This is a genomic window from Bacteroides sp. 224 (genome assembly GCF_010500995.1).
GTDB lineage: Bacteria > Bacteroidota > Bacteroidia > Bacteroidales > Bacteroidaceae > Bacteroides.
In genome coordinates, this window is sequence record NZ_QVMK01000041.1 from 1 (window position 1) to 26,181 (window position 26,181).

Here is a 26,181-nt window from a genome sequence, read left to right on the forward strand (position 1 = left end):
AAAAACAAAAATACTCAATTGAAAAATCCAATGTGAGCACGATAACTATGCCTTGTGATGTATTGAAGAGGAAGAGAAAATTATCCCGAATTCAGGTTAATAGTAATATGTAAATCGACAACAATTTCTTCTTTTTCTTGTTACTTATAATACAGCAATCTTTAAATTTTAAAATTATGCAACCCAAGCCAAGTACATTTGCAGTAGGCATACTTATCTGCGTTATCTGCTTATTATTAGGAGCTTGTAAATCAAGTGCTTCTGATATTAATACATCTGTGACCCCTAATGCATCCAACCAGGTACTTAGCAAAGTGGAAGGCACACTATCAGGATGGCAAGTATGTAACTATTAAAAACTTTTAGCTACATTTGCACGGAATAAATCCTACCAAATAAGAAAATGTATGAAAATTGTTTTTTTTGATCTGGAAACCACCGGTACTTTACCTAACCGACACGGAATACATCAGATCAGTGGAGAAATTGTTATAGATGGCGAAACTAAAGAAACTTTCGATTTCAATGTATGCCCCAATCCACAGGCTGAAATATTGGAAGAAGCTTTAAAGATAGCAGGAGTAACAAAAGAGCAGATATTAGCTTATCCGCCTATGTCTGTTGTATTCAAGCAGTTTGTTGAGATGTTAGGTAAATATGTCGACAAGTATGATAAGAAGGATAAATATTACCTGGCTGGGTTTAATAATTCCGCGTTCGATAACCCATTCCTGCGTGGATGGTTCCTGCAAAACGGAGACAATTATTTTGGCTCTTGGTTCTGGAGTAATAGTTTCGACTTAATGATCTTGGCTACTCCGCATCTGGCACATAAACAACCGGAAATGGAGAACTTTAGGTTGGCAACTGTTGCCAAGCATCTCGGCATAGAAGTGATTGAAGAGAAACTTCATGATGCCAGTTATGACATTGCGCTAACAAAAGCGATTTATGATGTGATATTTAAGGCATAGATTAAATTCAATTCAAAAAAAGGTGCAAAAATTAATCTTTGTACCATTTTTTGGTTGATTTGCGCATTGAACAGTATATCTTGCATTACACCGTTGCCAACACCGGGAATGCGTTGTTCGGTGGGTTTGCCTGCTTGCTTTCCTGTAATTGTGAATAAATACTTTTACTTCCATAATCATGCTGGCTTTTTCTGAAATTTTAATGTCGCAAGATCATGTTTGCAAACTTTCTGGGAAAGGGGTGTTTCTATAGGCCTAAAGGGTACTTGCGCTTATACAAAAAAGAAGGCTGGCGTTTAGGTCTACACAAAAAACTTCTCTTATCTCCTCTCCATTTTGAGGCAAATGGTTACCATTTCATTCTACCTTCCATTCTCCTATATTTCTTTCTTCCTTGTTGAAATTCACACCTACTTTCACTACTTTTCGTTCATCAACAGTATAGGGAATGAGGTAGCCTTTTTCGTCTATTTGGCGGAGCGCATCTTCTACTGTTCCATCCAGTTTAAACTCAAATACATAAATGTGGTCTTGGGTCTTTACTACTGCGTCGGCACGACCACGCGCACTGCGTACCTCCGATTCTACAAACTCACCTATTAGTTTGAAAACAAGGTAGAATACTACTTGGTAGTGTCGTTCGGTACGATCGTTTAGTTCGTAAGGGAAGTCGGCAAAAAAGGCACGTAAGCGATGCATAAAGGAAGGAACATCGCCACTCTCTAATTCGCGTACAAAATGTTGAATATGGAATACACGTTCACTATCCGGTACAGAGGAATAAGAAGGTTGAAGGAATTTTAGAAAAGCATACTTTACTTCTTCATTAGGAAAGCAAAGTGTATAGATGCCAAAACGAGGGTCATAATCTTTAATCGTCAGATACCCACTTTGGTAAATCAGTGGAATAGGATTATTCGTCTCTGCCCGGTATTCCGAGAAGGAGGATTGTTCTGCCTCTACGCCGTCGATAAGTGTACGCAGGTCATAGTTGCTCTCTTTCAGCAAATCTACCAAGAAAGTAGGTGTGCCGGTTTGGAACCAGTAGTTGTCTAACCGATACTTTTTTAGGGCATTCAATACGCTGAAAGGGTTGAACATGCCCTCACCGTATTCGTAGAAGTGGTAACCATCATAGAGGGCAGTCATCTTTTCTACTGTTTGCTCAAAAGTAAGGTGATTGTACTCTCCTACCTTTTTTATTTCGGGGCTGAATACCTCTACCAATTCTTCTTTGGTGATGCCGCAGAGGGTATTGTAAGTGGGTTCCATACTGATATCGCTCAATTGATTGAGATCGCTGAATACACTTACTTGTGCAAACTTCGTAACCCCGGTCAGGAAAACGAAACGCAAGTAGCGGTCGGCACTTTTAAGTACTCCATAGAAAGCTTTTAATGTTTTCCGGTATTCATCCAGCAGGGGTTCATTGAGGATGGCTTGTAGCAAGGGCTTGTCGTATTCGTCGACCAATACTACTACGCCACGGCCGGTTTGTTCGTAGGCACGGCGGATAACACCAGAAAACCGGTCGGAAAGACTTAATTCCCGTTCTTCTCTTCCCCATGTATCTTCCCATAATACTAAATGGCGTTCCAAAATCCAAACCAACCGCTCGGGCGATTCATACTTCTCTGCATTCAAGTCGAGATGCAGGATGGGGTATTCTTTCCATTCTGTTTCCAGTTTCTCGACAGCCAGTCCTTCAAACAAATCTTTCCTTCCCAAGAAGTAAGACTCAAAGGTAGAAAGCAGCAGACTCTTACCAAACCGACGGGGACGGCTAAGAAAATAAGGCTTACCTGTATTAGCTATTTGCCATACCAAGTCTGTTTTATCTACATAAAGATAGCCCTCGTTGCGAATTTCCTCAAATGTCTGTATCCCTATCGGGAGTTTGCGGGTTAAGTCTATTGCTGATTTACTCATGATTCCTACGTTTTATAACTAAAACAAAAGTAAGCATAATTATTGAAAGGACTCTTAAATGGAATTCCATTTTTAACCCTTATTGCATCAATATTTTTGATTTTATTCGTTTTAAATAATCATTTATGCCAACTGGATTTTTCTGTTCAATACAATAAAGCATATTGAGCACATCTATCATCTTAGAGGTTGCCACTGCGGCATCTTTGCTTATAATTTCACCTCCGCCGTATGCTTTAATCATGGCTTCTCTTAGCAGATGGTCGTCTATTCCTCTAAAATCTTGTGACCTGTCATACAATCTTGCATCGCCAAAATCAATAATACCTACGCGATTTTCAGCATCTATCAAGGTGTTGTTGTAATCTAAGTCGCCATGACAGAAAACAAGTTCACCTGTCCCTGTCATACATTTCGGCACTTCGATGGTAAAAAAGTTATCTATCTTTTTTAGCTGCGATTCAGAAAAAAAGTCTTTTAGTAAATCTCTATCTTTTCGATACCAATCTTGGTATTCTTCTGCTTGCTCTTCGAGCGTTTGTATCTTTATATTACCGTAGTTTTTAATGCTGTGAAGTTGCTTTAAGAATTTGCCTAATTGCGTACCTATTTCAACTTTTTGATCTTTGCTCAATTCATTTATAACTGTTCCGAGTGGCTTACCCTCTACGCCATAAAAGCCAAAGTATGAGTTATCCTCCGCTACCCAATTCAAAACAGGAATGCTTAAACTGAAGTTTTGTTCTTTTATTAATTTGAGTACAGCGATTTCCTGCTTACATTCTTCTCGGAATTTGACATTACGCGGAAATTTGAATACGATTTTTCCACCATTGATGATATAGAGTCGACTGGTCCAGCCTGTTTCATTGATTTCAATTTGACTCTCGTCAACGCACGCTAATTGTTTTACTATTTTTAGTTCGTTTTCTGCTGTCATACAAGTGCTATATTAAGAAGAAAACAAAACCTCACCATTCTTCAAAATTTTCTTCAATAAATTCTCCTAAACTTTGAGCCAGCACCTCTCGTTCGTCACAATCGTGATAAAAAATCACTACTTCCCCTTTTTCATTGATAAGGAAAGGATTGCCTGCGCCATCATCGCCAATCAGAATACTTTTTAGAGCCTCATTTTCGCGTATATCTCCATTGCCATAGGCTATTCTCATTTCTTTGGTTAACTTCACGCTATTTCGCGGGTCCTCAAATGCATAAATATCTATTCCGGCATAAGCTTCTCCAAACCGACATACAAAATCAACATAATCTTCCGGCAGATTTATATTTAGTGCAGTCTCCGCCTCATTTATTTGTTCAGTAGTGACGGGAGCGCCTTTCATTGTAGGATGCTCAGAGTAGAACTTCTCCAAACGTTTAATAAGTTTTTGATCTATCATATTAATTGTATTACTTTGCGAATTTGCGAAGATAATATAAATTAATGAAGCCCTTTATAATGTGACAGAGAAAATGAAATGCCAAGGTTGCAATTGTAACTTAATAAATTCACTATTTGGCAGTTGCTACAAATGCGAAAAGTTATTCATAAAATCTACCCAAATCCATCCCGTACTTTAGCGCCAATTCATAATATGAAATATTTAAATCTTCTCCTATTTGATTATATACTTCTTTGCGTTGTTTCTCGGTAAAACGCAAATCTTCTTTTTCCAAAAATGCATGAGGCATAAAGTCCATTAAGTCATCTCTGTTTTGATAATGACAAGCCATCATCAACACAGTTGAATACCTGAAGTGGACTTCCTGTTGAATGTCAAAATCTCCCAACCAATCCTTTTTGGTTAGTTTTGTCGGAAGTTGTACTTCGCCGCATCTGAAGCAATACCCAACTTTGGCTACAACAGTAATGCTTTCGGGAAAGCTGATGTCCTTTTTGTAATCAATAGGCTCGTTTTTATAGAAATGCCAATCTGTCTTGTCTTTTCTGGCATAAAACTGTTTCTTTTGAGTAAAGATGCTTGAAATGATAAATTCTGTTTCGACCAAAATCGGTTCGTCATAAATCCCTTTGTAAACCCCAACTAAATAACAATCGTGAAAAGACTTCATGGGAATTTCTCTAACGGGCATTCTTTCGGCTATGTCCATTAACACCTTGCCAAAGAAATATTTTCCTTGGTATTGAACATAGAATATATCGCCTTCTTGTAATTTGTCTGTCATAAAATCAATTTATAATAGAATGTATTGCATTTCTGTTATTATTGGATAAACAACTTAATATCCTCTAATGCATCAGCAATAGTTCCTGCTATTTGGCTGTCTTGCTTCATATACAATTCAAGGATGGGAATAACTTCCTCTTTATCAATAGTGGAATGTATCCGGGCTAAATGTCCTAAGCATATAACAGCTAATTGCCTGATATCTTTATGCAGTTTTTTATCTCTAATAAGTGAGATGCATTCCTTTTGTACCAATCGCCAATCATCAAAATTAAAACACAGGTACAATAAAATACTGGTTGCAGATTCTAAATTTTCTGAATGAAGGATTTCAATTGCTTCTTCGTTTATTTTTGCCTCTGTCCATTCTACAAAGGTTTCTGTGCCATTAATTTTTCCGAAAAAAGAACCTTTGGCTTTAAGTATTGCCACCTTTGATTTTAAGTAATTGTTAAAGATCAGTTGATTCTGATAATTGAGTTCGGCCTTTTCCCACTCTTCAGCATTGGTGTTTATTTGGATGAGTTTCTCAAAGGATGTGGCTTCTCTCTCTTTGGCATATTCTATCGGGTGAGGAATTTTAGTTTGTTGCTGACTTGATAGCCAATGGAACCAATAATTCTGAAGGCTTTTACAGTGCTCAAAGATGTCATCAGGTAGGGGTGTAAGTAGATATTCGTCTGTCCAGTCGTCCTTTTCATCCGAGAAAATATTCGCGTAATGAAAAGCTCGACCATTATAATTGGCTGTTCCTTCAATAATGGTCATATCCCAGTGGTTGTCAACACTATAAACTTTCTCTTTCATGGTATTTCTTTTCAGTATATATGGTGGTAAAAGGCCTTCAATGGTATCGCTTATTTTTAAATGGAGTTCTGCAAAAATAATAAAAAAAGGGATATTTGGGGGATTTTCAAAGTGGAGGTTTGTAGATTGGAGAATACTAAACAATCTTAATCGTAAAATGGGAACTGAGCGAATTTACAATCATCAGTATTGGGACAGAACGAAAAGAGAGGGCGGATCTGTTCGTGAGGTGGTGGTATAAATTATAATTTGGTGCAATTTTCCGTCACATTCTGCGTGGAAAGCACTACATTTGCCCATCTAATAATGGACAGTTTATGAAAAAGCCCATCGCTTTCCTGTCTGAAAAGAATCGGAAAAACTTTAGGAAATTGACAAAATAAGAAAAGAGACATGCAAAATAATATTATCTTTTATACCACCCCGTTAGGGAATATAAGTATCCAAGTTCAATTTGAAAACGGTACATTCTGGCTTACACAAAAACGTATGGCTGAACTTTTTGGGGTAGATGTCAGAACAATCAATGAGCATTTACAGAATATTTTCAAATCAAGAGAGTTGGAAAAAGAAGCAACTGTCCGGAAAATCCGGATAGTTCAGCAAGAAGGTTTCAGAGAAGTGTCTCGTGAATTGGATTTTTACCATTTAGATGCTATTATCGCTGTTGGTTACCGTGTAAATAGCTATCAGGCCACTCAATTTCGCATTTGGGCAACCAACACACTTAGAGAATATATAACCAAAGGCTTTGTGTTGAATGATGAGCTGTTGAAAAATGGACAAGCATTCGGAAAAGATTATTTCGATGAACTTTTAGAAAGGATTCGGGAAATTCGGGCAAGTGAACGCCGATTCTATCAAAAAGTCACAGATATTTATGCTACTGCTGCCGACTATGATAAAAATTCACCTGTAACCAAAGACTTCTTTGCATCTGTAGGCAGAGAACAGAGCCGAACGTGGCATCTCCACCACTATGCAAGATTGGGCTAACTTTCTAAATCAATTTTTAGAGCTATCCCAATATCCCGTCCTGCAAGATTCCGGTAAAGTCTCTGCCTTAGAAGCAAAATTGAAAGCCGAGCAGGAATATGAAGTGTTCAGGAAAATTCAAGATGAATATTACCTATCTGATTTTGATAAGGAAGTGAAGCGAATAAAAGGAAAAAATAAACCACCAAGGTAAAGTCTTCATCTTATTCTCGCCATGTGCCAAAAAATCCGTTGCCCTAAAACCCGATGCCTTTTTAGCGTAAACGCTGGTGGCGTTTAGGACAACTAAGTTAACTACGTTTTCGGATTTCCTACGAAACACCTATCTTTGCCGGAAATAAAACTACAACCATGGCAGAACCCTTTAAAAATATGTACAACGAGCAGTTTCTCAACCTATTCACGAAAGACTTAAAGCTCGTCATCCCAAACTTAGAGCCCCACGCATTTGTGTCTCAGGTAATGGACAAGGAATGGGAAAACAGAGAACTCAAACAACGTACCGCACACATTGCAACAGTGCTGAAAAGTTTTTTGCCGGCAGATTACAAAGCTGCAATCGCCAAAATACTCGAACTGTTGGATTGCATAGAACCCCGATATCCTCATTGTTCCAAGATAGACGATACAAAGTTTGGTCTGCTATTAGAATATGGAGGGATTCTGGATAGCTACATAGAACAATACGGACTGGACGATTACGAAACCTCCGTTAAAGCCATAGAGAGAATCACCCAGTTTACAAGTTGTGAATTTGTAACTCATCCCTTTATCGTTAAATATCCTGATGCGATGATGGCGCAAATGCTCGTTTGGTCGAAGCACGAACATTGGGGAGTAAGGCGGCTTGCATCCGAAGGTTGCCGCCCACGCCTGCCCTGGGCGATGGCCATACCAAGCCTGAAGGCAAACCCTGCCCCCATCCTCCCCATACTGGAAAACCTTAAAAACGACCCGGCAAGATTTGTGCGACTAAGTGTTGCCAACAACCTGAATGACATCGCCAAAGACAATCCCGAAGTAGTCGTTGATTTAGTGAAAAGATGGCGAGGAGAGTCGGAAGAAGTAGATTGGGTCATTAAACACGGCTGCCGGACACTCCTCAAACAAGGTAACCCGGAAGTGATGAAACTATTCGGTTTGGGATCTGCCAAGAATATACAAATTGAGAACCTCCGGATAGCAACCCCCAAAGTAAAAGTCGGCGATTCGTTGGAGTTTAGTTTCAACCTATCAAATAATAGCAACAAAAATATTAAAATAAGACTCGAATACGCCTTGTATTACCAAAAGGCGAACGGTACATTATCGAAGAAAGTCTGCAAAATCAGCGAGAAAGATTATACAGCAAACTCAATCACACGTATCACTCGGAAACACTCTTTCAAGGTAGTGACCACCCGGAAACTTCACCCCGGACTTCATCAGGTGGCTGTTATAATCAACGGAAGTGAGTTTGACAAACATGATTTCGAACTGGTAGAATGAAAAACACTGTAAGCAACCAATTGCAACCGGCGGCAGCAATAAAATACTTTGAAGACAGAAAAGACTGGCGAAAGTGGCTGACAGACAATTTTGAGACAGCCAACGAAGTTTGGTTTGTATTCCCTCAAAAATCGTCGGGCAAAAAAAGCATCACCTACAACGATGCTGTTGAAGAAGCCCTCTGCTTCGAGTGGATCGACAGCACGATAAAACCGCTTGACGAAGAACACCGGATTCAGCGTTTCACTCCCCGGAATCCTAAAAGCACTTACTCGCAAGCCAATAAAGAAAGACTCAACTGGTTGTTGGAAAACAAGATGATACACCCAAAGTTTGAAGATAAAATACGCGACGTTTTATCTGCTCCTTTTATTTTCCCCAATGACATAACCGACAGATTGAAAGAAGACTGTACTGTATGGAAAAACTATCAACTCTTTTCCGATGCATATAAGCGTATCCGGATTGCATACATTAAAGCTGCCAGGAAGCGACCCGAAGAGTTTGAAAAACGCTTAAACAATTTTATTGGTAAAACGAAGGAGAATAAAAAGATAACAGGATTTGGGGGAATTGAGAAGTATTATTGAATAGGGGGGATCTCTACTTTTTAGGGGATTGTTGGTACCGATAGCTGTAAGTTTTAGCACCTGTTGGGTGCATCGATTTAGCCCAGGGTATAGCGAGTGAAGATAGTGAGAACCCTGTCATTTTTTTTGTATACACCTTTGAATTGACTTCTTAGTGCTTTTATTTTCGCGTTGAATGATTCCGCCGAAGCATTAGTGAGTCTTTCCTTGAAATAGTTGATGATTGTTCGGTTGTGGTTTTCAAATGTTTCCAGTAAACATACAAAAAGAAAATGTTTTAAAGAAAAACATTTCATTAAAACATTAATAACTGCTAATGCTTAAAATCTTATTTCTTTGCGAAGTAATCTACAAATACGGGAACAGACAAGAATATCCGACCTTTTGTTTACAAGTTGCAATAAAAAAAGAGTAAATAGTATGTGTACACTAAATACTTGCCACTAAATCCCCATTAGGAGATTCACGTACCTTATTAATTCTGCCAATGGGTTGTTTATATAAGAATATTGAAGAGGTAGAAGTACTTGATTAGTCCCCTGCAATATAGTTTTTCGTTTTGCAAGATAAAATATAGTTTGGTCGGACCTAACGAGGCAAATGGTCGGACCTAATTATTGAAAAGGTCCGACCTAATGTCGCGTTAGGTCCGACCTTTTGAAAAGCCCCGAGTTGACTCTGAATATCTGCTATTTCCTGAAAATATTGTTCCCCTAAAGCACGCATTACCAACGATCGTTTTCATGTACAAAAGCTTTATTACGATACACAGGATGACTTGCGCGTAACTTACCGTTGGATGGCCAGAAATTTGGAGAATGAAGAAGTGTAGAGAAGAAAAAAACAGTATATTCGGACTGATCTGGGAAATGTGGGTCTGAATTGAAAAATATAAAAGCCGCAATTGCGGCTTTTATAAAGTGGGCGCTAACGGATTCGAACCGCTGACCCTCTGGGTGTAAACCAGATGCTCTGAACCAGCTGAGCTAAGCGCCCGGAGATTTTGATTTTGAAAGTGTCGATTTTTAAGTGGGCGCTAACGGATTCGAACCGCTGACCCTCTGGGTGTAAACCAGATGCTCTGAACCAGCTGAGCTAAGCGCCCGTACACTTTCGTTTCAAAAGCGATGCAAAGATACGGCTTAAAATGAAATCTCCAAAGAAAACTGCGTTTTTTTATGAAAAAACTTTTTAAGAGCTATTCCTGGGCTTCTGTTTCGGCTTATTTGATACCCTACATACAAACTTTTTTCTTTTCATTACTTATAACTCAGGGAAAAACGTTAATTTTGCGGTCTGACAAATTTCGATAGGAAAGTATGGAATTGGATATATTAACAGCGATCTCACCCATTGATGGTCGTTACAGAGGTAAGGCCGAGGCTTTAGCAGGATATTTCTCCGAATATGCACTAATAAAATACAGAGTACAAGTAGAAATTGAATACTTTATTGCTTTGTGTGAGTTGCCTTTGCCGCAACTGAAGGGTGTGACACCTGAAGTATATAACTCCCTTAGAGATATTTACCGCAACTTTACAGAAGAGAATGCACAACGTGTAAAAGCGATTGAAAGTGTAACTAATCATGATGTGAAAGCTGTAGAGTACTTTATCAAAGAAGAATTTGATAGGATAGGAGGGCTCGATGCTTATAAAGAGTTTATTCATTTTGGATTAACTTCACAAGATATCAATAACACTTCTGTTCCTTTATCTATAAAAGAAGCATTGGAGAAAGTGTACTATCCTCTTTTAGAAGAGTTGATTGGTCAACTGAAAGAATATGCAAACGACTGGGAGAATATTCCGATGCTTGCCAAAACTCATGGGCAGCCAGCCTCGCCTACACGGTTGGGGAAAGAAGTAATGGTGTTTGTCTATCGGTTGGAGCGTCAGTTGAATGTGTTAAAAGCATCTCCGCTTACTGCTAAGTTTGGTGGGGCTACAGGTAATTATAATGCTCATAAAGTGGCTTACCCGGCTACTGACTGGAAAGCCTTTGGGAATAAGTTTGTAGTAGGTAATCTCGGATTGGAACGAGAGGAATATACTACACAGATATCTAATTATGATAGCCTGTCTGCTGTTTTTGATGGAATGAAACGTTTAAATACAATCATGATAGATATGAATCGCGATTTCTGGCAATACATATCTATGGAGTACTTTAAGCAAAAAATCAAAGCTGGTGAAGTCGGTTCCAGTGCAATGCCTCATAAGGTAAATCCTATTGATTTCGAAAATGCTGAAGGTAACTTAGGTATTGCAAATGCAATATTGGAGCATCTGGCAGCTAAATTGCCAATATCTCGTTTACAGCGCGACCTGACAGATTCGACTGTGCTGCGTAATGTAGGTGTGCCTTTCGGACATGCTGTTATTGCAATCGGCAGTTCACTGAAAGGATTACGTAAGTTGTTATTAAATGAATCGGCTATATATAATGATTTGGATAATTGTTGGAGTGTAGTGGCAGAAGCTATACAAACCATTCTGCGTCGTGAAGCGTACCCTAATCCTTATGAAGCTTTAAAAGCCTTAACCAGAACTAATGAAGCTATAACAGAAAAATCAATAAAAGAATTTATTGAAGGACTGGATGTTAGCGAAGAAATAAAGAAAGAACTAAGAGTGATTACTCCTCATACTTATACTGGAGTTTGAGCTAATTAAATTAAAATGTATTATAGGCCGTGAGGTCAAAAGTGTAATTTTATTCGAATAAAAAGTATGAATACTGGAAATGAAAACTGGCAGGAAAACCCTCAGGGAGAAGATGCCAACCGTGATGGTAACAGAGATGATTTCAACCGTTGGGATAATAACCGGTCCTACAACAGAGACAGTAGCTATAACCGTGAAGAACGTTCTAATAGTTCTTATGGGGATCGCCCAAAACGTCCAAGGTTTAATCGTGAAGCAGGAGGAAGCGAACAGCGTAGTAGTTATAATAGCTACGACCGTCCTCAACGAACCTACAATCGTGAAGGGGGTGAAAGATCTTATAATCGCGAAGGTGGTAATCGCCCATCTTATAACCGCGAGGGAGGAGAGAGGTCTTCTTACAATCGTTCTTACTATAATCGCGAAGGTGGCGACCGTCCTTATCGTCCAAGATTTAATCGTGAAGGAGGCGAGCAAAACAGCGGATATAATAATAACCGTTTTGATCGTCCACAACGTTCCTATAATAACAATAGGGAAGATAAACCTTGGAGAAGCAATAATGGTGAAGACCGTAGGAGTCAGTACGGAAATACAGAACGTAAACCGTGGCAAAATAATTCGGGAGACGGTGGCGATAGACCCCGATTCCGCAAGCCAAATACAGGTTATGGTAATTCATCATACGACAATAGAGGCGGCGGTGATCGTCCTTATCGTCCGAGATATAATAATGATGGTAGATCTCAAGGGTTCCAGCGCCCCGTACGTCGTGATTCCAATTATGATCCCAATGCTAAATATACAAGGAAGAAACAAATAGAATATAAAGAGCAATTTGTAGACCCGAATGAGCCGATTCGTTTGAATAAATTCATGGCAAATGCTGGTGTGTGCTCTCGTAGAGAGGCAGATGAATTTATTACAGCCGGAGCAGTATCTGTAAACGGTGAAGTAGTAACTGAATTGGGTACCAAGATTAAACGTTCGGATGTTGTGAAGTTTCATGATGAAGCGGTCAGTGTAGAGCGTAAAATGTATATCCTTTTGAATAAACCGAAAGATTGTGTAACAACTTCGGATGATCCACAATCACGTCTTACTGTAATGGATTTGGTAAAAGGGGCCTGCAATGAGCGTATTTACCCGGTTGGTCGTTTGGACCGTAATACTACAGGTGTATTGCTGTTGACAAATGATGGAGATTTGGCTTCAAAACTTACTCACCCTAAGTTCTTGAAGAAGAAAATCTATTATGTGACAACTGATAAGAATGTAACAAAAGCGGATATGGATCAGATTGCGGCTGGTGTTAAACTGGATGATGAAACAGAAATTAATGCCGATGCAATCAGCTATACAGATGAAATAAAACGCAACCTGATAGGTATTGAAATTCATTCAGGGCAAAACCGTATTGTGCGTCGTATCTTCGAATCACTTGGCTATAAAGTAATGAAGCTGGATCGTGTGTACTTTGCCGGTTTAACTAAGAAAGGTCTTAAACGTGGCGATTGGAGATATCTGACAGAGAATGAAGTGAGCTACCTACGTATGGGCTCTTTCAACTAACAAATTTCAATTTTCAACTTATTAAAAATTATGGAAAAAATCAGTAGAACAAAGATTGTTGACTTATTGGCTGCCGAAGAATTCGGAGTAAAAGTCAATGTGAAAGGTTGGGTACGTACCCGCAGAGGTAGTAAACAAGTTAATTTCATTGCGTTAAATGATGGTTCTACAGTAAATAATATACAGATAGTAGTTGATTTAGCTAATTTTGATGAGGAGATGTTGAAGCTCATCACTACCGGAGCTTGTATAAGCGTAAACGGAATATTGATTGAATCAGTTGGCTCTGGACAAAAGGCGGAAGTGCAAGCTGGCGAGATAGAAGTGTTGGGTACTTGTGATAATACATATCCGCTTCAAAAGAAGGGGCACACATTGGAGTTTCTTCGAGAGGTGGCACATCTTCGCCCGCGCACCAATACGTTTGGAGCTGTTTTCCGTATTCGCCATCACATGGCTATGGCTATTCATCGTTTCTTTCATGAGAAAGGTTTTTTCTATTTCAATACACCTATTATAACAGGATCAGATTGTGAAGGAGCCGGACAAATGTTTCAGGTTACTACCATGAATCTGTATGATTTGAAAAAGGATGATGCCGGTACTATAGATTATAGTAACGACTTTTTCGGAAAGCAAACCAGCTTAACTGTATCCGGGCAATTGGAAGGGGAATTGGCGGCGATGGCATTGGGTGCTATCTATACATTTGGTCCTACTTTCCGTGCGGAAAATTCGAATACTCCTCGTCACCTTGCGGAGTTTTGGATGATTGAACCCGAAATGGCTTTTTATGAAATCGACGAGAATATGCAGTTAGCGGAAGATTTTATTAAATACTGTATACAGTGGGCTTTGGATAACTGTATGGATGATATTCAGTTCTTGAACGGTGCCAGAAAACATCTTTATAAGAATGAAGAAACAGACGATCTTGTAGAACGTTTGAGATTTATTCTGGATCGTGACTTTGTGCGTCTGACTTATACAGAAGGAGTTCAGATTCTGGAAAAAGCAGTAGCAGATGGTCATAAGTTTGAGTATCCCATTTTCTGGGGAGCAGACCTTGCTTCAGAGCACGAACGTTATTTGGTGGAACGTCACTTCAATGCACCTGTAATTCTGACTGACTATCCTAAGGAAATCAAATCATTCTATATGAAACAGAATGAAGATGGAAAGACAGTACGTGCCATGGATGTACTCTTCCCGAAAATCGGAGAGATTATTGGAGGTTCACAACGTGAAGAAGATTACGAAAAGCTTTCTCGTCGTGCTAAAGAAATGGGTGTGCCCGAAAAGGATATATGGTGGTATATGGATACCCGTCGTTTTGGAACGGCTCCTCACTCTGGTTTTGGTTTGGGTTTTGAACGTTTGTTATTGTTCGTAACAGGTATGAATAATATTCGCGACGTGATTCCATTCCCGCGTACCCCCAATAATGCGGAATTCTAAAAAACTATTATCATAGAAATAAAGAAAGAGAGGATTTAGGTTCTCTCTTTTTTTTGTGACATTATGGCAAAATAGATCAAAGAAAAGCTATCGGCAGTTGGAGCGAATGGTGTCAGAGCATGACAGCTTTGCCAAAAAAAGAAAAGATTAGTTTGCCAATTCAAAGAAAAGCTGTACTTTTGCAAGCCGATTATTATCTAGGATTAGATAAGAGATTAATTCATAGCGACTTAGCACATCCTTTGTCCGGGGAAAGTTAAGTGGTGGTGAAGTTTTATTTAGTAGTAACAATTAAAACAAAAAATTAAGAGTGGATACTTTAAGTTACAAGACCATTTCTGCAAACAAAGCAACTGCAACAAAAGAATGGGTTGTGGTTGATGCAACCGATCAGGTATTAGGCCGTCTCGGTTCAAAAGTTGCGAAACTGTTGAGAGGTAAGTATAAACCAAACTTTACTCCTCACGTAGATTGTGGTGATAATGTAATCATTATCAATGCAGACAAAGTTAAATTAACCGGTAACAAATGGACTGATAGAGTTTATCTTTCATACACCGGATATCCTGGCGGTCAGAGAGAAATGACTCCTGCTCGTTTGCAAGCCAAACCTAATGGCCATGATAAGTTGATGAGAAAAGTAGTAAAGGGTATGCTTCCTAAGAATAAGTTGGGAGCTAAATTATTAGGCAATATGTACGTGTATGCAGGTAGCGAACACAAACATGAAGCACAAAGCCCTAAAACAATTGATTTAAACTTACTTAAATAAGATAGAATGGAAGTAGTAAACGCATTAGGAAGACGTAAACGTGCAATTGCTCGCATTTATGTAAGCGAAGGAACAGGAAAAATCACAATTAATAAGAGAGATCTTACACAATATTTCCCTTCTTCTATCCTTCAGTATGTAGTGAAACAGCCATTAAACAAACTGGGTGTTGCTGAAAAATATGACATCAAAGTAAATCTGTGTGGCGGTGGCTTTACCGGTCAATCGCAAGCAGTTCGTTTGGCTATCTCACGCGCATTAGTGAAGATCAATCCGGAAGATAAATCAGCTCTTCGCGCAGAAGGCTTTATGACTCGTGACCCACGTTCTGTAGAGCGTAAGAAAGCTGGTCAGCCAAAAGCTCGTAAGAGATTCCAGTTCAGTAAGCGCTAATATTATTTACGATTTAGCCATTTACTATTTACGATTGAAATTACAATCATTTATTAATCGTCTAATCGTAAATTGTCGAATTGTAAATATTCAGGTTTAGTATCTAAACCACTGAGATCCCCCTTTGGCTACTCAGCGGTTGGTTTAGAAAAACAAAAAAGAAAGTAAACGAATTAAAGAATAAAAAAATGTCAAGAACAAATTTTGATACATTATTAGAAGCCGGTTCACACTTCGGACACCTTAAGAGAAAGTGGAATCCTGCTATGGCTCCTTATATCTTCATGGAACGCAATGGTATTCATATCATTGACCTCCACAAAACTGTTGCTAAAGTTGACGAAGCTGCTGATGCTTTGAAACAAATCGCAAAATCGGGCAAGAAAATACTTTTTGTTGCTACTAAAAAACAAGCTAAACAAGTAGTTGCTGAGAAAGCTGCTGCTGTAAATATGCCATACGTTATCGAACGTTGGCCGGGTGGTATGTTAACTAACTTCCCTACTATCCGTAAGGCTGTTAAGAAAATGGCTACTATCGATAAATTAACTAACGACGGTACATACTCTAACCTTTCAAAAAGAGAAGTACTTCAAATTTCACGTCAACGTGCTAAATTGGAAAAGAACTTAGGTTCAATTGCCGATTTAACTCGTCTGCCTTCTGCATTGTTCGTTGTTGACGTAATGAAAGAACACATTGCAGTACGCGAAGCTAACCGTTTGGGTATTCCTGTATTTGGTATCGTTGATACTAATTCAGATCCTTCAAACATCGATTTCGTAATCCCGGCTAATGATGACGCTACAAAATCAGTAGAAGTTATTATGGCTGCATGTTGCGATGCTATTGCTGAAGGCCTTGAAGAAAGAAAAGCTGAAAAAGTTGATATGGAAGCAGCAGGCGAAGCTCCGGCAGCCAAAGGCAAGAGAAAATCAACTAAAGCAAGATTAGACAAGTCGGACGAAGAAGCTATTAACGCAGCTAAAGCGGCAGCTTTTATTAAAGAAGACGAAGCATAATAAATACAATTATGAATTAATAATTTAGAATTTAGAATGGAATGCCTTCTTTGACACTTTGTTCTGAATTCTAAATTGTTGTTTTTACTCTTTCTCTCTTCTCTCTAATTAACTCTAAATTATTAATTCTAAATTAAAACAAAGATATGGCTCAAGTTACAATGGCAGATATCACCAAGCTTCGCAAAATGACCGGAGCAGGTATGATGGACTGCAAAAATGCTTTGACAGAAGCAGAAGGCGATTTCGATAAAGCAGTAGAAATTATCCGTAAAAAAGGACAGGCTGTTGCTGCTAAACGTTCTGACCGCGAAGCTGCAGAAGGTTGCGTATTGGCAAAAAGCGAAAACGGATATGCTGCAATAATTGCATTGAAATGCGAAACAGACTTCGTAGCTAAGAATGCAGATTTCGTAGCTTTAACTACTGAAATCCTTGACTTGGCAATGGCTAATAAAGCTGCTGATATTGAAGCTGTAAAAGCTCTTCCTTTAGGAAATGCTACAATAAACGATGCGGTAGTTGACCGTAGCGGTATCACAGGCGAAAAAATGGAGTTGGATGGTTATGCATTTGTAGCCGGCGAAACTACTGTTGCTTATATTCACCCGGGAAATAAATTAGCTACTATCGTTGCATTAAACCAAGCTGGTATTGATGCTCAGGTAGCTCGCGATATTGCTATGCAAGTAGCTGCTATGAGCCCAATCGCTGTTGACAGAGCAAGCGTACCGGCTGAAGTTCTTGAAAAAGAAAAAGCAATCGCTGCCGACAAAGCACGCGAAGAAGGTAAACCCGAAAATATGATCGAAAGAATTGCTGAAGGTCGTATCGGTAAATTCTACAAAGAAGTTTGTTTGTTGGAACAAGAATTCGTGAAAGATCCTAAAGTAACTATCGCTCAATACCTTGATAATACAAGCAAAGGGTTGACTGTTACTGCTTTCAAACGTTTCACTTTGAACGTGGAGTAATAGACTGTACTTCTCATATAAATGTATGAAAAAGCCGCATTGATTTAGTTCATGCGGCTTTTTCTTTATCCTCCGATAGGCTTTGTTTTAGTATAGCCTTCTTTTTTCAATAGTTCCAGTATTTTCAGTTTAAAATCTCCCTGGATAATTATCTCACCATCTTTGGCAGCACCTCCCACGCCGCATTTCGTTTTCAGAAACTTACCCAATTCTTTTAAATCCTCTTCGGTTCCAACGAATCCGGTAATGAGGGTAACTACTTTTCCGCCTCTGTTCTTGCGGTCTAATTGTACGCGCAGGTTTTGTTGAGCAGGTTCGGGAGTGTTTTGCACTTCATCATCCGGGGTATCGTAATTGAAATCCGGGTTGGTGGAGTATACTACATTAAGGCGGTCTTTCCAATCATTCTTTTTCATGTATCTGTTTCTTTATTGAGTATTCAAAAGTAGTACATTGTTCTTATCCCTGCAATTTTTCCGTATATTTGTCGACTGATGCGGCATAAGGTTTTCTTTAAACATCTAATTTTTAGCTAAATGAGATCATTTATACTTGTAATTCTTCTTTTTTGTTGCTTCCTATCAGCGTCTTCACAAACATTCAGTGGGAAGGTGACTACAGAAACCGGTGAAATTATTCCTTATGCTACGATCTACATTCGTGAACTAACCTCCGGCTTTATTACAGACGAGAATGGTTATTTCCAAACCTCTTTACCGGCCGGCAACTATACCTGCGAAGTTTCTTCTTTAGGATATAACCGGAAGTTAATTAGTATTCATGTTTCGGACAACGGGCTCGAAAAAGAAATTTCCCTTTCGGAACGAATTTATCAACTGAAGGAGGTAGACGTAACCGTTAATCATGAAGACCCTGCTTATGCGGTAATGAAGCAGACTATTGGTCGTGCTCCCTATTATCGTACCCTTGTTACCCGATATACGGCAGATACTTATCTGAAAGGAACAGGTAAATTGCAAAACATTCCCGGTGTGCTCAAATTGTCAAAAGAAGTACGGAAGGGAACAAAGGAAGTGGTTGGGAAATTGTTTCTATTGGAAGAGCAACGGAGAGTTACATTTACCTCACCCAATAACTGGAATAACGAAGTGAAGGCATACCGCAACTCTTTTCCCGAAGAGATTAATATCAATTTAGAAACTACCAATATCAATTTATATCAACCTACTATATTTGGAAAAGTTTCTCCGCTTAGTTCCGGGGCGTTTACTTATTATCAATTTAAGTTGGATGGTTGTTATGCTCAAGGCGAACACTTGATTAATAAGATTAGAGTCATTCCTAAAAAGAATAGTCCCGATTTAATTTCAGGGCATATTTATATTGTTGAGAACATCTGGTGCCTGTCCGAAATGGATGTGCTTGTAGATAGCGGAGGCTTCTCGGTAAAAGTAAAAGTGATGTGCAATGAAGTGCAGCCTTCTGTGTTTCTGAATACTTCTATAAACCTAAGTGCTTCTGTGGATGTAATGGGATTTAAGGGAGAAGCTTCTTATTTGTCTACCATCAAATATGATCAGATAGAACTTCGCGAAAAAACATTGCTTCCGGAAAAGGTTGAAGAGCTACTCTCTAAGGAAAAGCTGAACACACGCGAAGCTTATAAACTATCCAAGCTGATGTCGCAATCCATTGAACAGGCCGATACAACGAAGAAAGATAAGTACGAGCGTAGTTCGCGTCAGTTTTCATTAAGAGAAGATTCATTGGCTACAAAAAGAGATTCTGTGTATTGGGCTTTAGCCCGAACTGTTCCGCTAAAGCCCGAAGAGCAGGAAAGTTATGAACATAAAGAACAGTTACAACTCAGAGCCATATCCGCAGAACAAGGTAAGGCCTCGCACAGGAATACGACTCCCGAAGTAATTATGCAAACCCTGACAGAAGGAAAAACCTTTTGGACAAAGAACAAAAAAAAGTGGTTAACCTTCAACGGACTTTCTTCCTGCATCCCTGAATATAACTTTGTAGATGGAGTATGGCTGGGGATTACATTCAAATCGGGTATGTTTTTGAATAAACAAACTTCTCTGAACTTTACCCCCGAAGTTTATTATACCACCGAGCGCGAGAAAGTAATCTTTAATAATGAGTTTTCTCTTCAATACCTTCCTCGCCGATTAGGTAATTTGCGCTTGCGAGGAGGTATTACGTCGGCCGATTTCAACGGAGAAACAGGGCAATCGCGCTTAGTTAATTCATTCTCTTCGCTGTGGTTTGGTAGAAATGACATTAAGTTTTATGATAAGAGATATGTATCTGTCGACAATGAAATAGAACTGATTAATAGTTTACTGCTCTCTACCGGCATACTTTGGGAACGAAGAAATACATTAGATAATTTCACGCATACAGGTTGGTTTGGAGTAAAAGGCAAGCCTAACTTACCCCGTAATCCGTATTATGAGAGGATGCCTCAAAACGATTTGCTGAAAGCATCCGTATCTTTAACGTACACTCCGGCTCGTTACTACCGGATGCATGAAGGTAAAAAGCATTACGAAGACTCTAACTATCCTACTTTTACCTTTCATTACGAAAAGACTTTCTCGCATGGAGGAGTACAGAAATTATCGCCTTCTTACCACCGTACAGAGCTTTCCGTAGAACAAACCATCGACTTCGGTATATTCAATTCCATCTCTTGGTATGTAAATGGGGGTGCTTTTTGGGATACAAAGAATATGTATTTCCCCGACTTCAAGCATTTTACAGCTACTCGCATACCCCTTACCATTCATTCTTTCGATAAAGGATTTGCTTTGCTCGATAACTATACGCACTCCACCCATACCCGTTGGGCACAAGCAAATATAGTTTGGTATGCTCCTTACTTGTTGGTAAAACATATTCCTTTTCTTCAAAGGAAACGGTTTGATGAAGCCATCCATCTGCGCTCTTTGGCTGTTTTCGACAGACATCCATACAGCGAATTGGGCTATTCAATTGGCTGGCTGGATGCCATACGAATAGGTATATTTACCGGGTTCAATCGGTTAAAGTTTCAATCTGTGGGAGTATCGGTATCTATTCCGTTAAAACAGATACTTGGTTATTAACGGCTTGTTTTCAAAAAAAAACTGTAAATTTGTCTGTCGCTTAAATCTATAAGTTTTTATAAAGAAAGCGTTATGAACAATCAAAACCAACGGAAAAACCATATAAAAGTACCGGAACCTACGCTGCGGAGGCTGCCTTGGTATCTGTCGAATGCTAAACTCCTGAGAAAGAAAGGCGAACAATTCGTTTCTTCTACCCAAATGTCTAAGGAGATTAATATTGATGCATCGCAGATAGCGAAAGATCTTTCTTATGTTAACATCTCCGGGCGAACCCGTGTGGGCTATGATATTAACGAATTGGTAAAAGTTCTGGAAGACTTTCTTGGTTTTACCAATATTCATAAAGCTTTTCTGTTTGGGGTAGGTAGCTTGGGAGGAGCATTGCTGGGCGACTCCGGATTATCTCATTTTGGATTGGAAATAGTAGCGGCCTTTGATGTAAACCCGGAAAAGATAGGAACAGACATCAACGGAATACCCATTTTTCATACCGATGACTTTGAAACTAAAATAGCCGACTATCGGGTGAATATCGGCGTGTTGACTGTACCCATCGAAATAGCACAAGATATTACCAATACAATGATAAAAGGAGGAATTAAAGCTGTGTGGAACTTTACTCCTTTCCGTATCCGTGTGCCGGAGAACATTGTAGTTCAGAATACTTCTTTATACGCTCATCTGGCGGTAATGTTTAACCGCCTCAATTTTAACGAATTCGAATAATGAAAATTATAGCTGTTGGGATGAACTATGCCTTGCACAATGAAGAATTGGGGCATACGCATATACAAACCGATCCCGTGATATTTATGAAACCCGACTCGGCGATACTGAAAGACGGAAAGCCTTTCTTTATACCCGACTTCTCGAAAGAGATTCATTACGAAACCGAGTTGGTGGTTCGCATCAACCGGTTGGGTAAGAATATTGCTCCTCGCTTTGCCCATCGTTATTACGATGCGGTAACCGTAGGGATTGATTTTACCGCTCGCGACTTACAGCGTAAGTTTCGCGAATCGGGTAACCCTTGGGAGTTATGTAAGGGTTTTGATAATTCGGCAGCTATCGGAACATTTGTGCCGGTAGAACGTTATCCGGATTTGCAGCAGATTCATTTCCACCTCGATATAGATGGCAATAAAGTGCAAAGAGGAAATACGGCCGATATGCTTTTCCGCATAGATGATATCATTGCGTATGTAAGCCAATTTGTTACCCTGAAAATAGGCGATTTGCTTTTTACCGGAACTCCCGTAGGGGTAGGACCGGTAAGCATCGGACAACATCTGGAGGGTTATCTGGAAGAAGAAAAAGTATTGGATTTTTATATAAGATAGAAGTTGCATGAAAATAAGAGTCGGTTTTGGCTTCGATGTACACCAATTAGTGGAAGGCAGAGAACTATGGTTGGGAGGCATTCTCCTTGAGCATGAAAAAGGATTGTTAGGGCATTCGGATGCCGATGTACTCATTCATACCATCTGTGATGCGCTGCTCGGCGCTGCCAATATGCGCGATATAGGTTATCATTTCCCCGATACCGCAGGCGAATATAAGAATATCGACAGTAAAATTCTGTTGGAAAAAACAGTCGATTTAATTGCTTCCAAAGGCTATTCGATAGGCAATATTGATGCAACGATTTGTGCGGAACGCCCTAAACTCAAAACCCATATACCTGCCATGCAGGAGGTGCTTGCCAAACTAATGAAGATAGATGTAGATGATATTTCCATTAAAGCAACCACTACCGAGAAGCTCGGATTTACGGGTAGAGAAGAGGGCATTTCGGCTTATGCTACGGTATTGATCTTTTTAAAGGACTTTTCTTAAAACAATCCGTTTAGATGCATCACGGCAAGAGCTTGCTGATATTGAGGCGTTTTAGTTTCTGTGGCCAGATTGATGCCTTTTGCCAAACTGCTTCCGTTCCATACTCCGATTTCTTCGTTACCTGAATCAGCGTGTAATTAATCTCGGTGTTCAGCTATCATTTTAAATAGGTATTGATTTTATATAAAAGAAAGTAGTAAGCAATTATCCTTTACCGGGTAATTGCTTATGATTTATATAGTACTTTCTTTATCTTTGTGTCTTTGTTTTTTATTCACCCTAATTCATACAACCTAATGAAGTCTATTACAAAATTATTGCTTATCAGTATGCTATCCGGTTTCTTTGCGATAGCGAATGCCACAGTCAAACTACCTCATTTCTTCTCGGATAATATGGTATTACAACGAGATAAAGCGATCCGCATTTGGGGAACTGCTGCGAAAAAAGAAAGAGTTACCATTACCTTTAATTCTGTTGTACAAAGCGTGGAAACCGGAAAAGACGGAATCTGGAAACTGCAACTTCCTGCCATGAACTATGGGGGTCCTTATGAAATGACTATTCAGGGAAAAGAAAATACCATCACGCTAAAGAACATATTAATAGGCGATGTATGGTTGTGTAGCGGACAATCTAATATGGAATTCAACCTGGATGGCGACTTTACAGCCGAAGAAGCAATCGGGAATGCGACTAACAAAAACATTCGTTTATTGACGGTTCCTAAAACCATTCAGACAAAAGAACAGTTTGATATTGAACCGACTCAGTGGAAAGAATGTACGCCCGAAACAGCAAAATATTTTTCTGCCGTTGGTTATTTCTTCGGAAAACAGTTGCAGGAAAACCTGAATATTCCCATAGGACTGATTAACTCTTCTTGGGGAGGTACCGATATTGAAACATGGACAAGCTGGGAGGCTTCTATGAATAATTCCGATTATAGCAAATATCGTGGAAAAAGCATGGAGAAGTCTTTAGGCTTTACGATGGATGATATTAACCGCTTTCAGGAAGGCATGGAAGGCGAGAAAGATATTGCTCAAAGATGGTTCGATCCTGCTAAAAAACTTTCGGGTTGGAAGAAAAGATATGTACCCAAAGCATGGGATGCTGAATTGGCACATGAAGACGGTATTATCTGGTTCAGAACGGAAATAACATTGCCGCAGGAAGCTGATGGAGCTGAAGGGGTAATACAACTTGGTTCCATCGACGATCAGGATGTTACCTATATAAACGGAACTGAAGTAGGACGTACAGACTTCTGGATGACCAACAGAAATTACACCATTCGCCCCGGCATATTAAAAGCCGGCAAAAATGTGATAGCTGTCCGGGTGAAAGATACCGGCGTTACGGGAGGTATGGTTAGTGAGTCCGATCAGTTATTTCTCGAAGTGAAAGGGCAGAAGTATAACCTTGCCGGAGAATGGGAGTATAAACCTTATATCCTGAGTTCTTCTTTCGGGTTTAAAAACTTCGGCTATAGCCCTAACAGTTTTGCATCTCTGCTTTATAATGGAATGATTCATCCGTTGGTAGGTTATAATATCAAAGGGGCAATTTGGTATCAGGGAGAAAATAACGCAAGCAGAGCTTACCACTATAGAACTCTTTTCCCCAATATGATTAATGATTGGCGTGCGCAGTGGGGCTATGAGTTTCCTTTCTTATGGGTGCAGTTGGCCAGCTTTATGAAGGTAGAAGATCAACCGATGGAAAGTGACTGGGCCGAACTACGCGAAGCACAGAGTATGACGCTTAGCCTACCCAAAACCGGACAAGCCGTTATTACCGATATTGGTGAAGCTTTTGATATTCATCCGAGAAATAAAAAAGATGTAGGATATCGGTTGGCACATTCGACCATGAATGTGGCTTATGGAAAGAATGTACTACCTTCGGGTCCTGTATTTGAAAAAATGGAGAAAGAAGGCAATAGGCTTGTTCTTTCTTTCACTAATACAGGCAATCAACTTACTACTTCCGACAAAAATAGACATGGATACGTGAATGGCTTTGCCATTGCAGGTAGCGACAAAAAGTTTGTGTGGGCGCAAGCTTATATCCGGGATAATAAAGTGGTAGTTTTCAGTGATGATGTAACCAATCCGGTAGCAGTTCGTTATGGTTGGGCAAATAATCCATTTGATAACAATCTGGCAAACAGTGAAGGACTGCTTGCCTCTCCATTCCGTACAGATAAATAGACCTACGAGGTGCTACACCCGGGTTTACAATGTTGTATGGAAATCCGGGAGTGGCACCTTGCCACTTGGAGGTCTTTTTATTGCCCTTATGATATAAAAAGTTCCCATAATAATAAACGGAATGCTAAGAAGCTGCCCCATATTTAACAACATACCCTCTTCAAATGCTTCCTGATTTTCTTTAAAGAACTCAATAAAGAAGCGTGAGGCGAAAATGCCGATAAGTACGCTCCCGAATATAAGCCCTTGCCGTTTCCGTGCATTTGTGTACCAATACATATACATCAAAATAAAGAAGAGTATGAGATAGGCAAATGCCTCATACAGTTGTGCAGGATGACGCGGTGTCCAAGGATCGGCTATTCCTCTGGCTCCGATAAACCGGAATGCCCACGGCACATCAGTAGCTTTCCCAATAATTTCAGAGTTCATCAGGTTGCCAAGCCGGATAAAGCAACCTGCCAAAGCAACGGGTATGGCTGCATAATCCAATGACCAAAGGATGGATTGATGTGTGATGCAGCGAGAGTATACAATAACCGCCACTACAATGCCCAATGCTGCCCCATGACTGGCCATTCCTCCGCGCCAGAACATCAGAATTTCCGTTAGATGCCATGAATAATAACTCCATTCGTAGAAGAATACATGGCCAAGCCTTCCACCTATAATGATACAGGCAAATGTCAAGATAAGACCCTTGTATCCCCACTCAAAAGGAACACGATCATTCTTAAACATCTTTTCTACCAGATAGAAAGAACATAGGAATGATAAAGCATAAGATAGACCATAATAGCGGATGGAAACGGGTCCTAATGAAAACAGCTCAGGGTCGGGATTCCATGTAATATAAGCAAGTAGTGTCATTGTGGCAAGTTATAGATAAAATGTTACTAATACAAGTATATAAGCAACAAAGCTTTTTTTATTTTACTGAGATTGACTAAAATCAATTGGTTAACATTATATTTGCGTAAAAATAATAATACTCAGTTGAAAGCTTCAATGTGAGCACAATAACAATGTCTTGTGATTTATTGAAAGAGGAAGAGGAAATTATACCGAACTCAGGTTTGAAATACAATTCGTTTGTAAGTAAATAGAAAAGCATCATAATTCTTCCCCAGAGAGTTTTTTCTTCGAAAAAGTACCGCAAGTCCCACCGGTGCGTTAAGGCATTGAGTGTCAGTAGACTATAAGGTGGGTCTTTCTC

Annotated in this window: 25 protein-coding genes, 2 tRNA genes and 2 pseudogenes; 19 read left to right on the forward strand and 10 right to left on the reverse strand. The window is 39.5% G+C overall.

Annotated elements, in window-relative coordinates; genetic code table 11:
- Window positions 1-176: 176 nt before the first annotated feature.
- The gene (locus tag D0T60_RS15925) at window positions 177-356 is read left to right on the forward strand and encodes a hypothetical protein (protein ID WP_163219127.1); all 180 of its coding nucleotides are present in this window, start codon (window positions 177-179) and stop codon (window positions 354-356) included.
- 51 nt (window positions 357-407) lie between these two features.
- Complete coding sequence (locus tag D0T60_RS15930) at window positions 408-974, forward strand: 3'-5' exonuclease (protein ID WP_163219128.1); 567 nt, start codon at window positions 408-410, stop codon at window positions 972-974.
- Between the two features lie 357 nt (window positions 975-1,331).
- On the opposite strand, the gene D0T60_RS15935 is transcribed toward D0T60_RS15930, so the two are convergent.
- The 5 genes from D0T60_RS15935 to D0T60_RS15955 form a co-directional block, all read right to left on the reverse strand.
- Window positions 1,332-2,903: an ATP-binding protein gene (locus D0T60_RS15935; protein WP_163219129.1), complete on the reverse strand. Its 1,572-nt coding sequence runs from the start codon at window positions 2,901-2,903 to the stop codon at window positions 1,332-1,334.
- Between the two features lie 79 nt (window positions 2,904-2,982).
- A complete protein-coding gene (locus D0T60_RS15940) occupies window positions 2,983-3,843 on the reverse strand; it encodes an aminoglycoside phosphotransferase family protein (RefSeq protein WP_163219130.1) in 861 nt (286 codons plus the stop codon).
- Window positions 3,844-3,874: 31 nt separating this feature from the next.
- Window positions 3,875-4,303 carry an SMI1/KNR4 family protein gene (locus D0T60_RS15945; RefSeq protein WP_203558357.1) on the reverse strand — a complete coding sequence of 143 codons (429 nt, stop codon included), beginning with the start codon at window positions 4,301-4,303 and terminating at the stop codon, window positions 3,875-3,877.
- Window positions 4,304-4,445: 142 nt separating this feature from the next.
- Complete coding sequence (locus tag D0T60_RS15950) at window positions 4,446-5,090, reverse strand: hypothetical protein (RefSeq protein WP_163219131.1); 645 nt, start codon at window positions 5,088-5,090, stop codon at window positions 4,446-4,448.
- Window positions 5,091-5,128: 38 nt separating this feature from the next.
- A complete protein-coding gene (locus D0T60_RS15955) occupies window positions 5,129-5,899 on the reverse strand; it encodes a hypothetical protein (RefSeq protein ID WP_163219132.1) in 771 nt (256 codons plus the stop codon).
- 489 nt (window positions 5,900-6,388) lie between these two features.
- On the opposite strand from D0T60_RS15955, the gene rhuM (D0T60_RS19070) reads away from it, so the two are divergent.
- From rhuM (D0T60_RS19070) to D0T60_RS15970, 4 genes are all read left to right on the forward strand, one after another.
- A complete protein-coding gene (rhuM, locus tag D0T60_RS19070) occupies window positions 6,389-6,895 on the forward strand; it encodes a RhuM family protein (RefSeq protein WP_370524735.1) in 507 nt (168 codons plus the stop codon).
- The gene (gene rhuM / locus D0T60_RS19075; protein ID WP_370524737.1) at window positions 6,879-7,088 is read left to right on the forward strand and encodes a RhuM family protein; all 210 of its coding nucleotides are present in this window, start codon (window positions 6,879-6,881) and stop codon (window positions 7,086-7,088) included. Before rhuM (D0T60_RS19070) ends, rhuM (D0T60_RS19075) begins: the two co-directional genes overlap by 17 nt.
- 158 nt (window positions 7,089-7,246) lie before the next feature.
- A complete protein-coding gene (locus D0T60_RS15965) occupies window positions 7,247-8,383 on the forward strand; it encodes a DNA alkylation repair protein (protein WP_163219133.1) in 1,137 nt (378 codons plus the stop codon).
- The gene (locus D0T60_RS15970) at window positions 8,380-8,973 is read left to right on the forward strand and encodes a YdeI family protein (RefSeq protein ID WP_163219134.1); all 594 of its coding nucleotides are present in this window, start codon (window positions 8,380-8,382) and stop codon (window positions 8,971-8,973) included. Before D0T60_RS15965 ends, D0T60_RS15970 begins: the two co-directional genes overlap by 4 nt.
- 77 nt (window positions 8,974-9,050) lie before the next feature.
- On the opposite strand, the pseudogene D0T60_RS15975 reads toward D0T60_RS15970, so the two are convergent.
- Window positions 9,051-9,230 (reverse strand): annotated as a pseudogene (locus D0T60_RS15975) (transposase); the annotation flags it as partial.
- A 455-nt stretch (window positions 9,231-9,685) separates the two neighbouring features.
- Between D0T60_RS15975 and D0T60_RS18870 the strand changes: the two are divergent.
- Window positions 9,686-9,802 (forward strand): annotated as a pseudogene (locus D0T60_RS18870) (DDE transposase); the annotation flags it as partial.
- 92 nt (window positions 9,803-9,894) lie between these two features.
- Here the strand turns inward: D0T60_RS18870 and D0T60_RS15985 are convergent.
- Window positions 9,895-9,969: transfer RNA gene (locus tag D0T60_RS15985), tRNA-Val, on the reverse strand.
- Window positions 9,970-10,003: 34 nt separating this feature from the next.
- A tRNA-Val gene (locus D0T60_RS15990) sits at window positions 10,004-10,078 on the reverse strand.
- Between the two features lie 214 nt (window positions 10,079-10,292).
- Here D0T60_RS15990 and purB point away from each other — a divergent pair.
- The 7 genes from purB (at window position 10,293) to tsf (ending at window position 17,830) form a co-directional block, all read left to right on the forward strand.
- Window positions 10,293-11,639, forward strand: coding sequence for an adenylosuccinate lyase (purB, locus tag D0T60_RS15995; protein ID WP_163219136.1), 1,347 nt, complete (start codon window positions 10,293-10,295; stop codon window positions 11,637-11,639).
- Window positions 11,640-11,705: 66 nt separating this feature from the next.
- The gene (locus D0T60_RS16000; protein WP_163219137.1) at window positions 11,706-13,211 is read left to right on the forward strand and encodes a pseudouridine synthase; all 1,506 of its coding nucleotides are present in this window, start codon (window positions 11,706-11,708) and stop codon (window positions 13,209-13,211) included.
- A gap of 30 nt (window positions 13,212-13,241) precedes the next feature.
- Window positions 13,242-14,669: an asparagine--tRNA ligase gene (asnS, locus tag D0T60_RS16005; protein WP_163219138.1), complete on the forward strand. Its 1,428-nt coding sequence runs from the start codon at window positions 13,242-13,244 to the stop codon at window positions 14,667-14,669.
- Between the two features lie 310 nt (window positions 14,670-14,979).
- Complete coding sequence (gene rplM / locus D0T60_RS16010) at window positions 14,980-15,441, forward strand: 50S ribosomal protein L13 (RefSeq protein WP_163219139.1); 462 nt, start codon at window positions 14,980-14,982, stop codon at window positions 15,439-15,441.
- Between the two features lie 6 nt (window positions 15,442-15,447).
- On the forward strand, window positions 15,448-15,834 hold the full coding sequence (rpsI, locus tag D0T60_RS16015) for a 30S ribosomal protein S9 (protein ID WP_163219140.1): 387 nt from the start codon (window positions 15,448-15,450) through the stop codon (window positions 15,832-15,834).
- 188 nt (window positions 15,835-16,022) lie between these two features.
- Window positions 16,023-16,856 carry a 30S ribosomal protein S2 gene (rpsB, locus tag D0T60_RS16020; RefSeq protein ID WP_163219141.1) on the forward strand — a complete coding sequence of 278 codons (834 nt, stop codon included), beginning with the start codon at window positions 16,023-16,025 and terminating at the stop codon, window positions 16,854-16,856.
- A gap of 146 nt (window positions 16,857-17,002) precedes the next feature.
- Entirely contained in the window at window positions 17,003-17,830 is an 828-nt protein-coding gene (gene tsf, locus D0T60_RS16025; protein WP_163219142.1) for a translation elongation factor Ts, read from the forward strand.
- Between the two features lie 65 nt (window positions 17,831-17,895).
- Here the strand turns inward: tsf and D0T60_RS16030 are convergent, their stop codons facing one another.
- Entirely contained in the window at window positions 17,896-18,246 is a 351-nt protein-coding gene (locus D0T60_RS16030; RefSeq protein WP_163219143.1) for a translation initiation factor, read from the reverse strand.
- 120 nt (window positions 18,247-18,366) lie between these two features.
- On the opposite strand from D0T60_RS16030, the gene D0T60_RS16035 reads away from it, so the two are divergent.
- The 5 genes from D0T60_RS16035 (at window position 18,367) to D0T60_RS16055 (ending at window position 24,965) form a co-directional block, all read left to right on the forward strand.
- A complete protein-coding gene (locus tag D0T60_RS16035; protein ID WP_163219144.1) occupies window positions 18,367-20,910 on the forward strand; it encodes a DUF5686 and carboxypeptidase regulatory-like domain-containing protein in 2,544 nt (847 codons plus the stop codon).
- A 72-nt stretch (window positions 20,911-20,982) separates the two neighbouring features.
- Window positions 20,983-21,639, forward strand: coding sequence for a redox-sensing transcriptional repressor Rex (locus tag D0T60_RS16040; protein WP_163219145.1), 657 nt, complete (start codon window positions 20,983-20,985; stop codon window positions 21,637-21,639).
- Window positions 21,639-22,253, forward strand: a complete 615-nt coding sequence (locus tag D0T60_RS16045; protein ID WP_163219146.1) for a fumarylacetoacetate hydrolase family protein — start codon at window positions 21,639-21,641, stop codon at window positions 22,251-22,253. Before D0T60_RS16040 ends, D0T60_RS16045 begins: the two co-directional genes overlap by 1 nt.
- Window positions 22,254-22,260: 7 nt before the next feature.
- The gene (gene ispF / locus D0T60_RS16050; protein ID WP_163219147.1) at window positions 22,261-22,749 is read left to right on the forward strand and encodes a 2-C-methyl-D-erythritol 2,4-cyclodiphosphate synthase; all 489 of its coding nucleotides are present in this window, start codon (window positions 22,261-22,263) and stop codon (window positions 22,747-22,749) included.
- Window positions 22,750-23,045: 296 nt separating this feature from the next.
- Window positions 23,046-24,965 (forward strand): sialate O-acetylesterase, encoded by a 1,920-nt coding sequence (locus D0T60_RS16055; protein WP_163219148.1) that lies wholly within the window; start codon window positions 23,046-23,048, stop codon window positions 24,963-24,965.
- 24 nt (window positions 24,966-24,989) lie between these two features.
- Here D0T60_RS16055 and lgt read toward each other — a convergent pair whose 3' ends face one another.
- The gene (lgt, locus tag D0T60_RS16060; RefSeq protein WP_163219149.1) at window positions 24,990-25,835 is read right to left on the reverse strand and encodes a prolipoprotein diacylglyceryl transferase; all 846 of its coding nucleotides are present in this window, start codon (window positions 25,833-25,835) and stop codon (window positions 24,990-24,992) included.
- Window positions 25,836-26,181 lie beyond the last annotated feature (346 nt).

Bases quoted from the DNA above. Each gene is read 5' to 3' on its own strand.
- D0T60_RS16045 (WP_163219146.1), top strand. From the start codon at position 21,639: ATGAAAATTATAGCTGTTGGGATGAACTATGCCTTGCACAATGAAGAA.
- D0T60_RS15935 (WP_163219129.1), bottom strand. From the start codon at position 2,903: ATGAGTAAATCAGCAATAGACTTAACCCGCAAACTCCCGATAGGGATA.
- D0T60_RS16030 (WP_163219143.1), bottom strand. From the start codon at position 18,246: ATGAAAAAGAATGATTGGAAAGACCGCCTTAATGTAGTATACTCCACC.
- D0T60_RS16040 (WP_163219145.1), top strand. From the start codon at position 20,983: ATGAACAATCAAAACCAACGGAAAAACCATATAAAAGTACCGGAACCT.
- lgt (WP_163219149.1), bottom strand. From the start codon at position 25,835: ATGACACTACTTGCTTATATTACATGGAATCCCGACCCTGAGCTGTTT.
- D0T60_RS15925 (WP_163219127.1), top strand. From the start codon at position 177: ATGCAACCCAAGCCAAGTACATTTGCAGTAGGCATACTTATCTGCGTT.
- D0T60_RS15930 (WP_163219128.1), top strand. From the start codon at position 408: ATGAAAATTGTTTTTTTTGATCTGGAAACCACCGGTACTTTACCTAAC.
- purB (WP_163219136.1), top strand. From the start codon at position 10,293: ATGGAATTGGATATATTAACAGCGATCTCACCCATTGATGGTCGTTAC.
- D0T60_RS15945 (WP_203558357.1), bottom strand. From the start codon at position 4,303: ATGATAGATCAAAAACTTATTAAACGTTTGGAGAAGTTCTACTCTGAG.
- rhuM (WP_370524735.1), top strand. From the start codon at position 6,389: ATGGCTGAACTTTTTGGGGTAGATGTCAGAACAATCAATGAGCATTTA.
- tsf (WP_163219142.1), top strand. From the start codon at position 17,003: ATGGCTCAAGTTACAATGGCAGATATCACCAAGCTTCGCAAAATGACC.
- D0T60_RS16035 (WP_163219144.1), top strand. From the start codon at position 18,367: ATGAGATCATTTATACTTGTAATTCTTCTTTTTTGTTGCTTCCTATCA.
- D0T60_RS15970 (WP_163219134.1), top strand. From the start codon at position 8,380: ATGAAAAACACTGTAAGCAACCAATTGCAACCGGCGGCAGCAATAAAA.
- D0T60_RS15950 (WP_163219131.1), bottom strand. From the start codon at position 5,090: ATGACAGACAAATTACAAGAAGGCGATATATTCTATGTTCAATACCAA.
- D0T60_RS16055 (WP_163219148.1), top strand. From the start codon at position 23,046: ATGAAGTCTATTACAAAATTATTGCTTATCAGTATGCTATCCGGTTTC.
- D0T60_RS16000 (WP_163219137.1), top strand. From the start codon at position 11,706: ATGAATACTGGAAATGAAAACTGGCAGGAAAACCCTCAGGGAGAAGAT.
- rpsB (WP_163219141.1), top strand. From the start codon at position 16,023: ATGTCAAGAACAAATTTTGATACATTATTAGAAGCCGGTTCACACTTC.
- rhuM (WP_370524737.1), top strand. From the start codon at position 6,879: ATGCAAGATTGGGCTAACTTTCTAAATCAATTTTTAGAGCTATCCCAA.
- D0T60_RS15965 (WP_163219133.1), top strand. From the start codon at position 7,247: ATGGCAGAACCCTTTAAAAATATGTACAACGAGCAGTTTCTCAACCTA.
- ispF (WP_163219147.1), top strand. From the start codon at position 22,261: ATGAAAATAAGAGTCGGTTTTGGCTTCGATGTACACCAATTAGTGGAA.
- rpsI (WP_163219140.1), top strand. From the start codon at position 15,448: ATGGAAGTAGTAAACGCATTAGGAAGACGTAAACGTGCAATTGCTCGC.
- D0T60_RS15940 (WP_163219130.1), bottom strand. From the start codon at position 3,843: ATGACAGCAGAAAACGAACTAAAAATAGTAAAACAATTAGCGTGCGTT.
- D0T60_RS15955 (WP_163219132.1), bottom strand. From the start codon at position 5,899: ATGAAAGAGAAAGTTTATAGTGTTGACAACCACTGGGATATGACCATT.
- asnS (WP_163219138.1), top strand. From the start codon at position 13,242: ATGGAAAAAATCAGTAGAACAAAGATTGTTGACTTATTGGCTGCCGAA.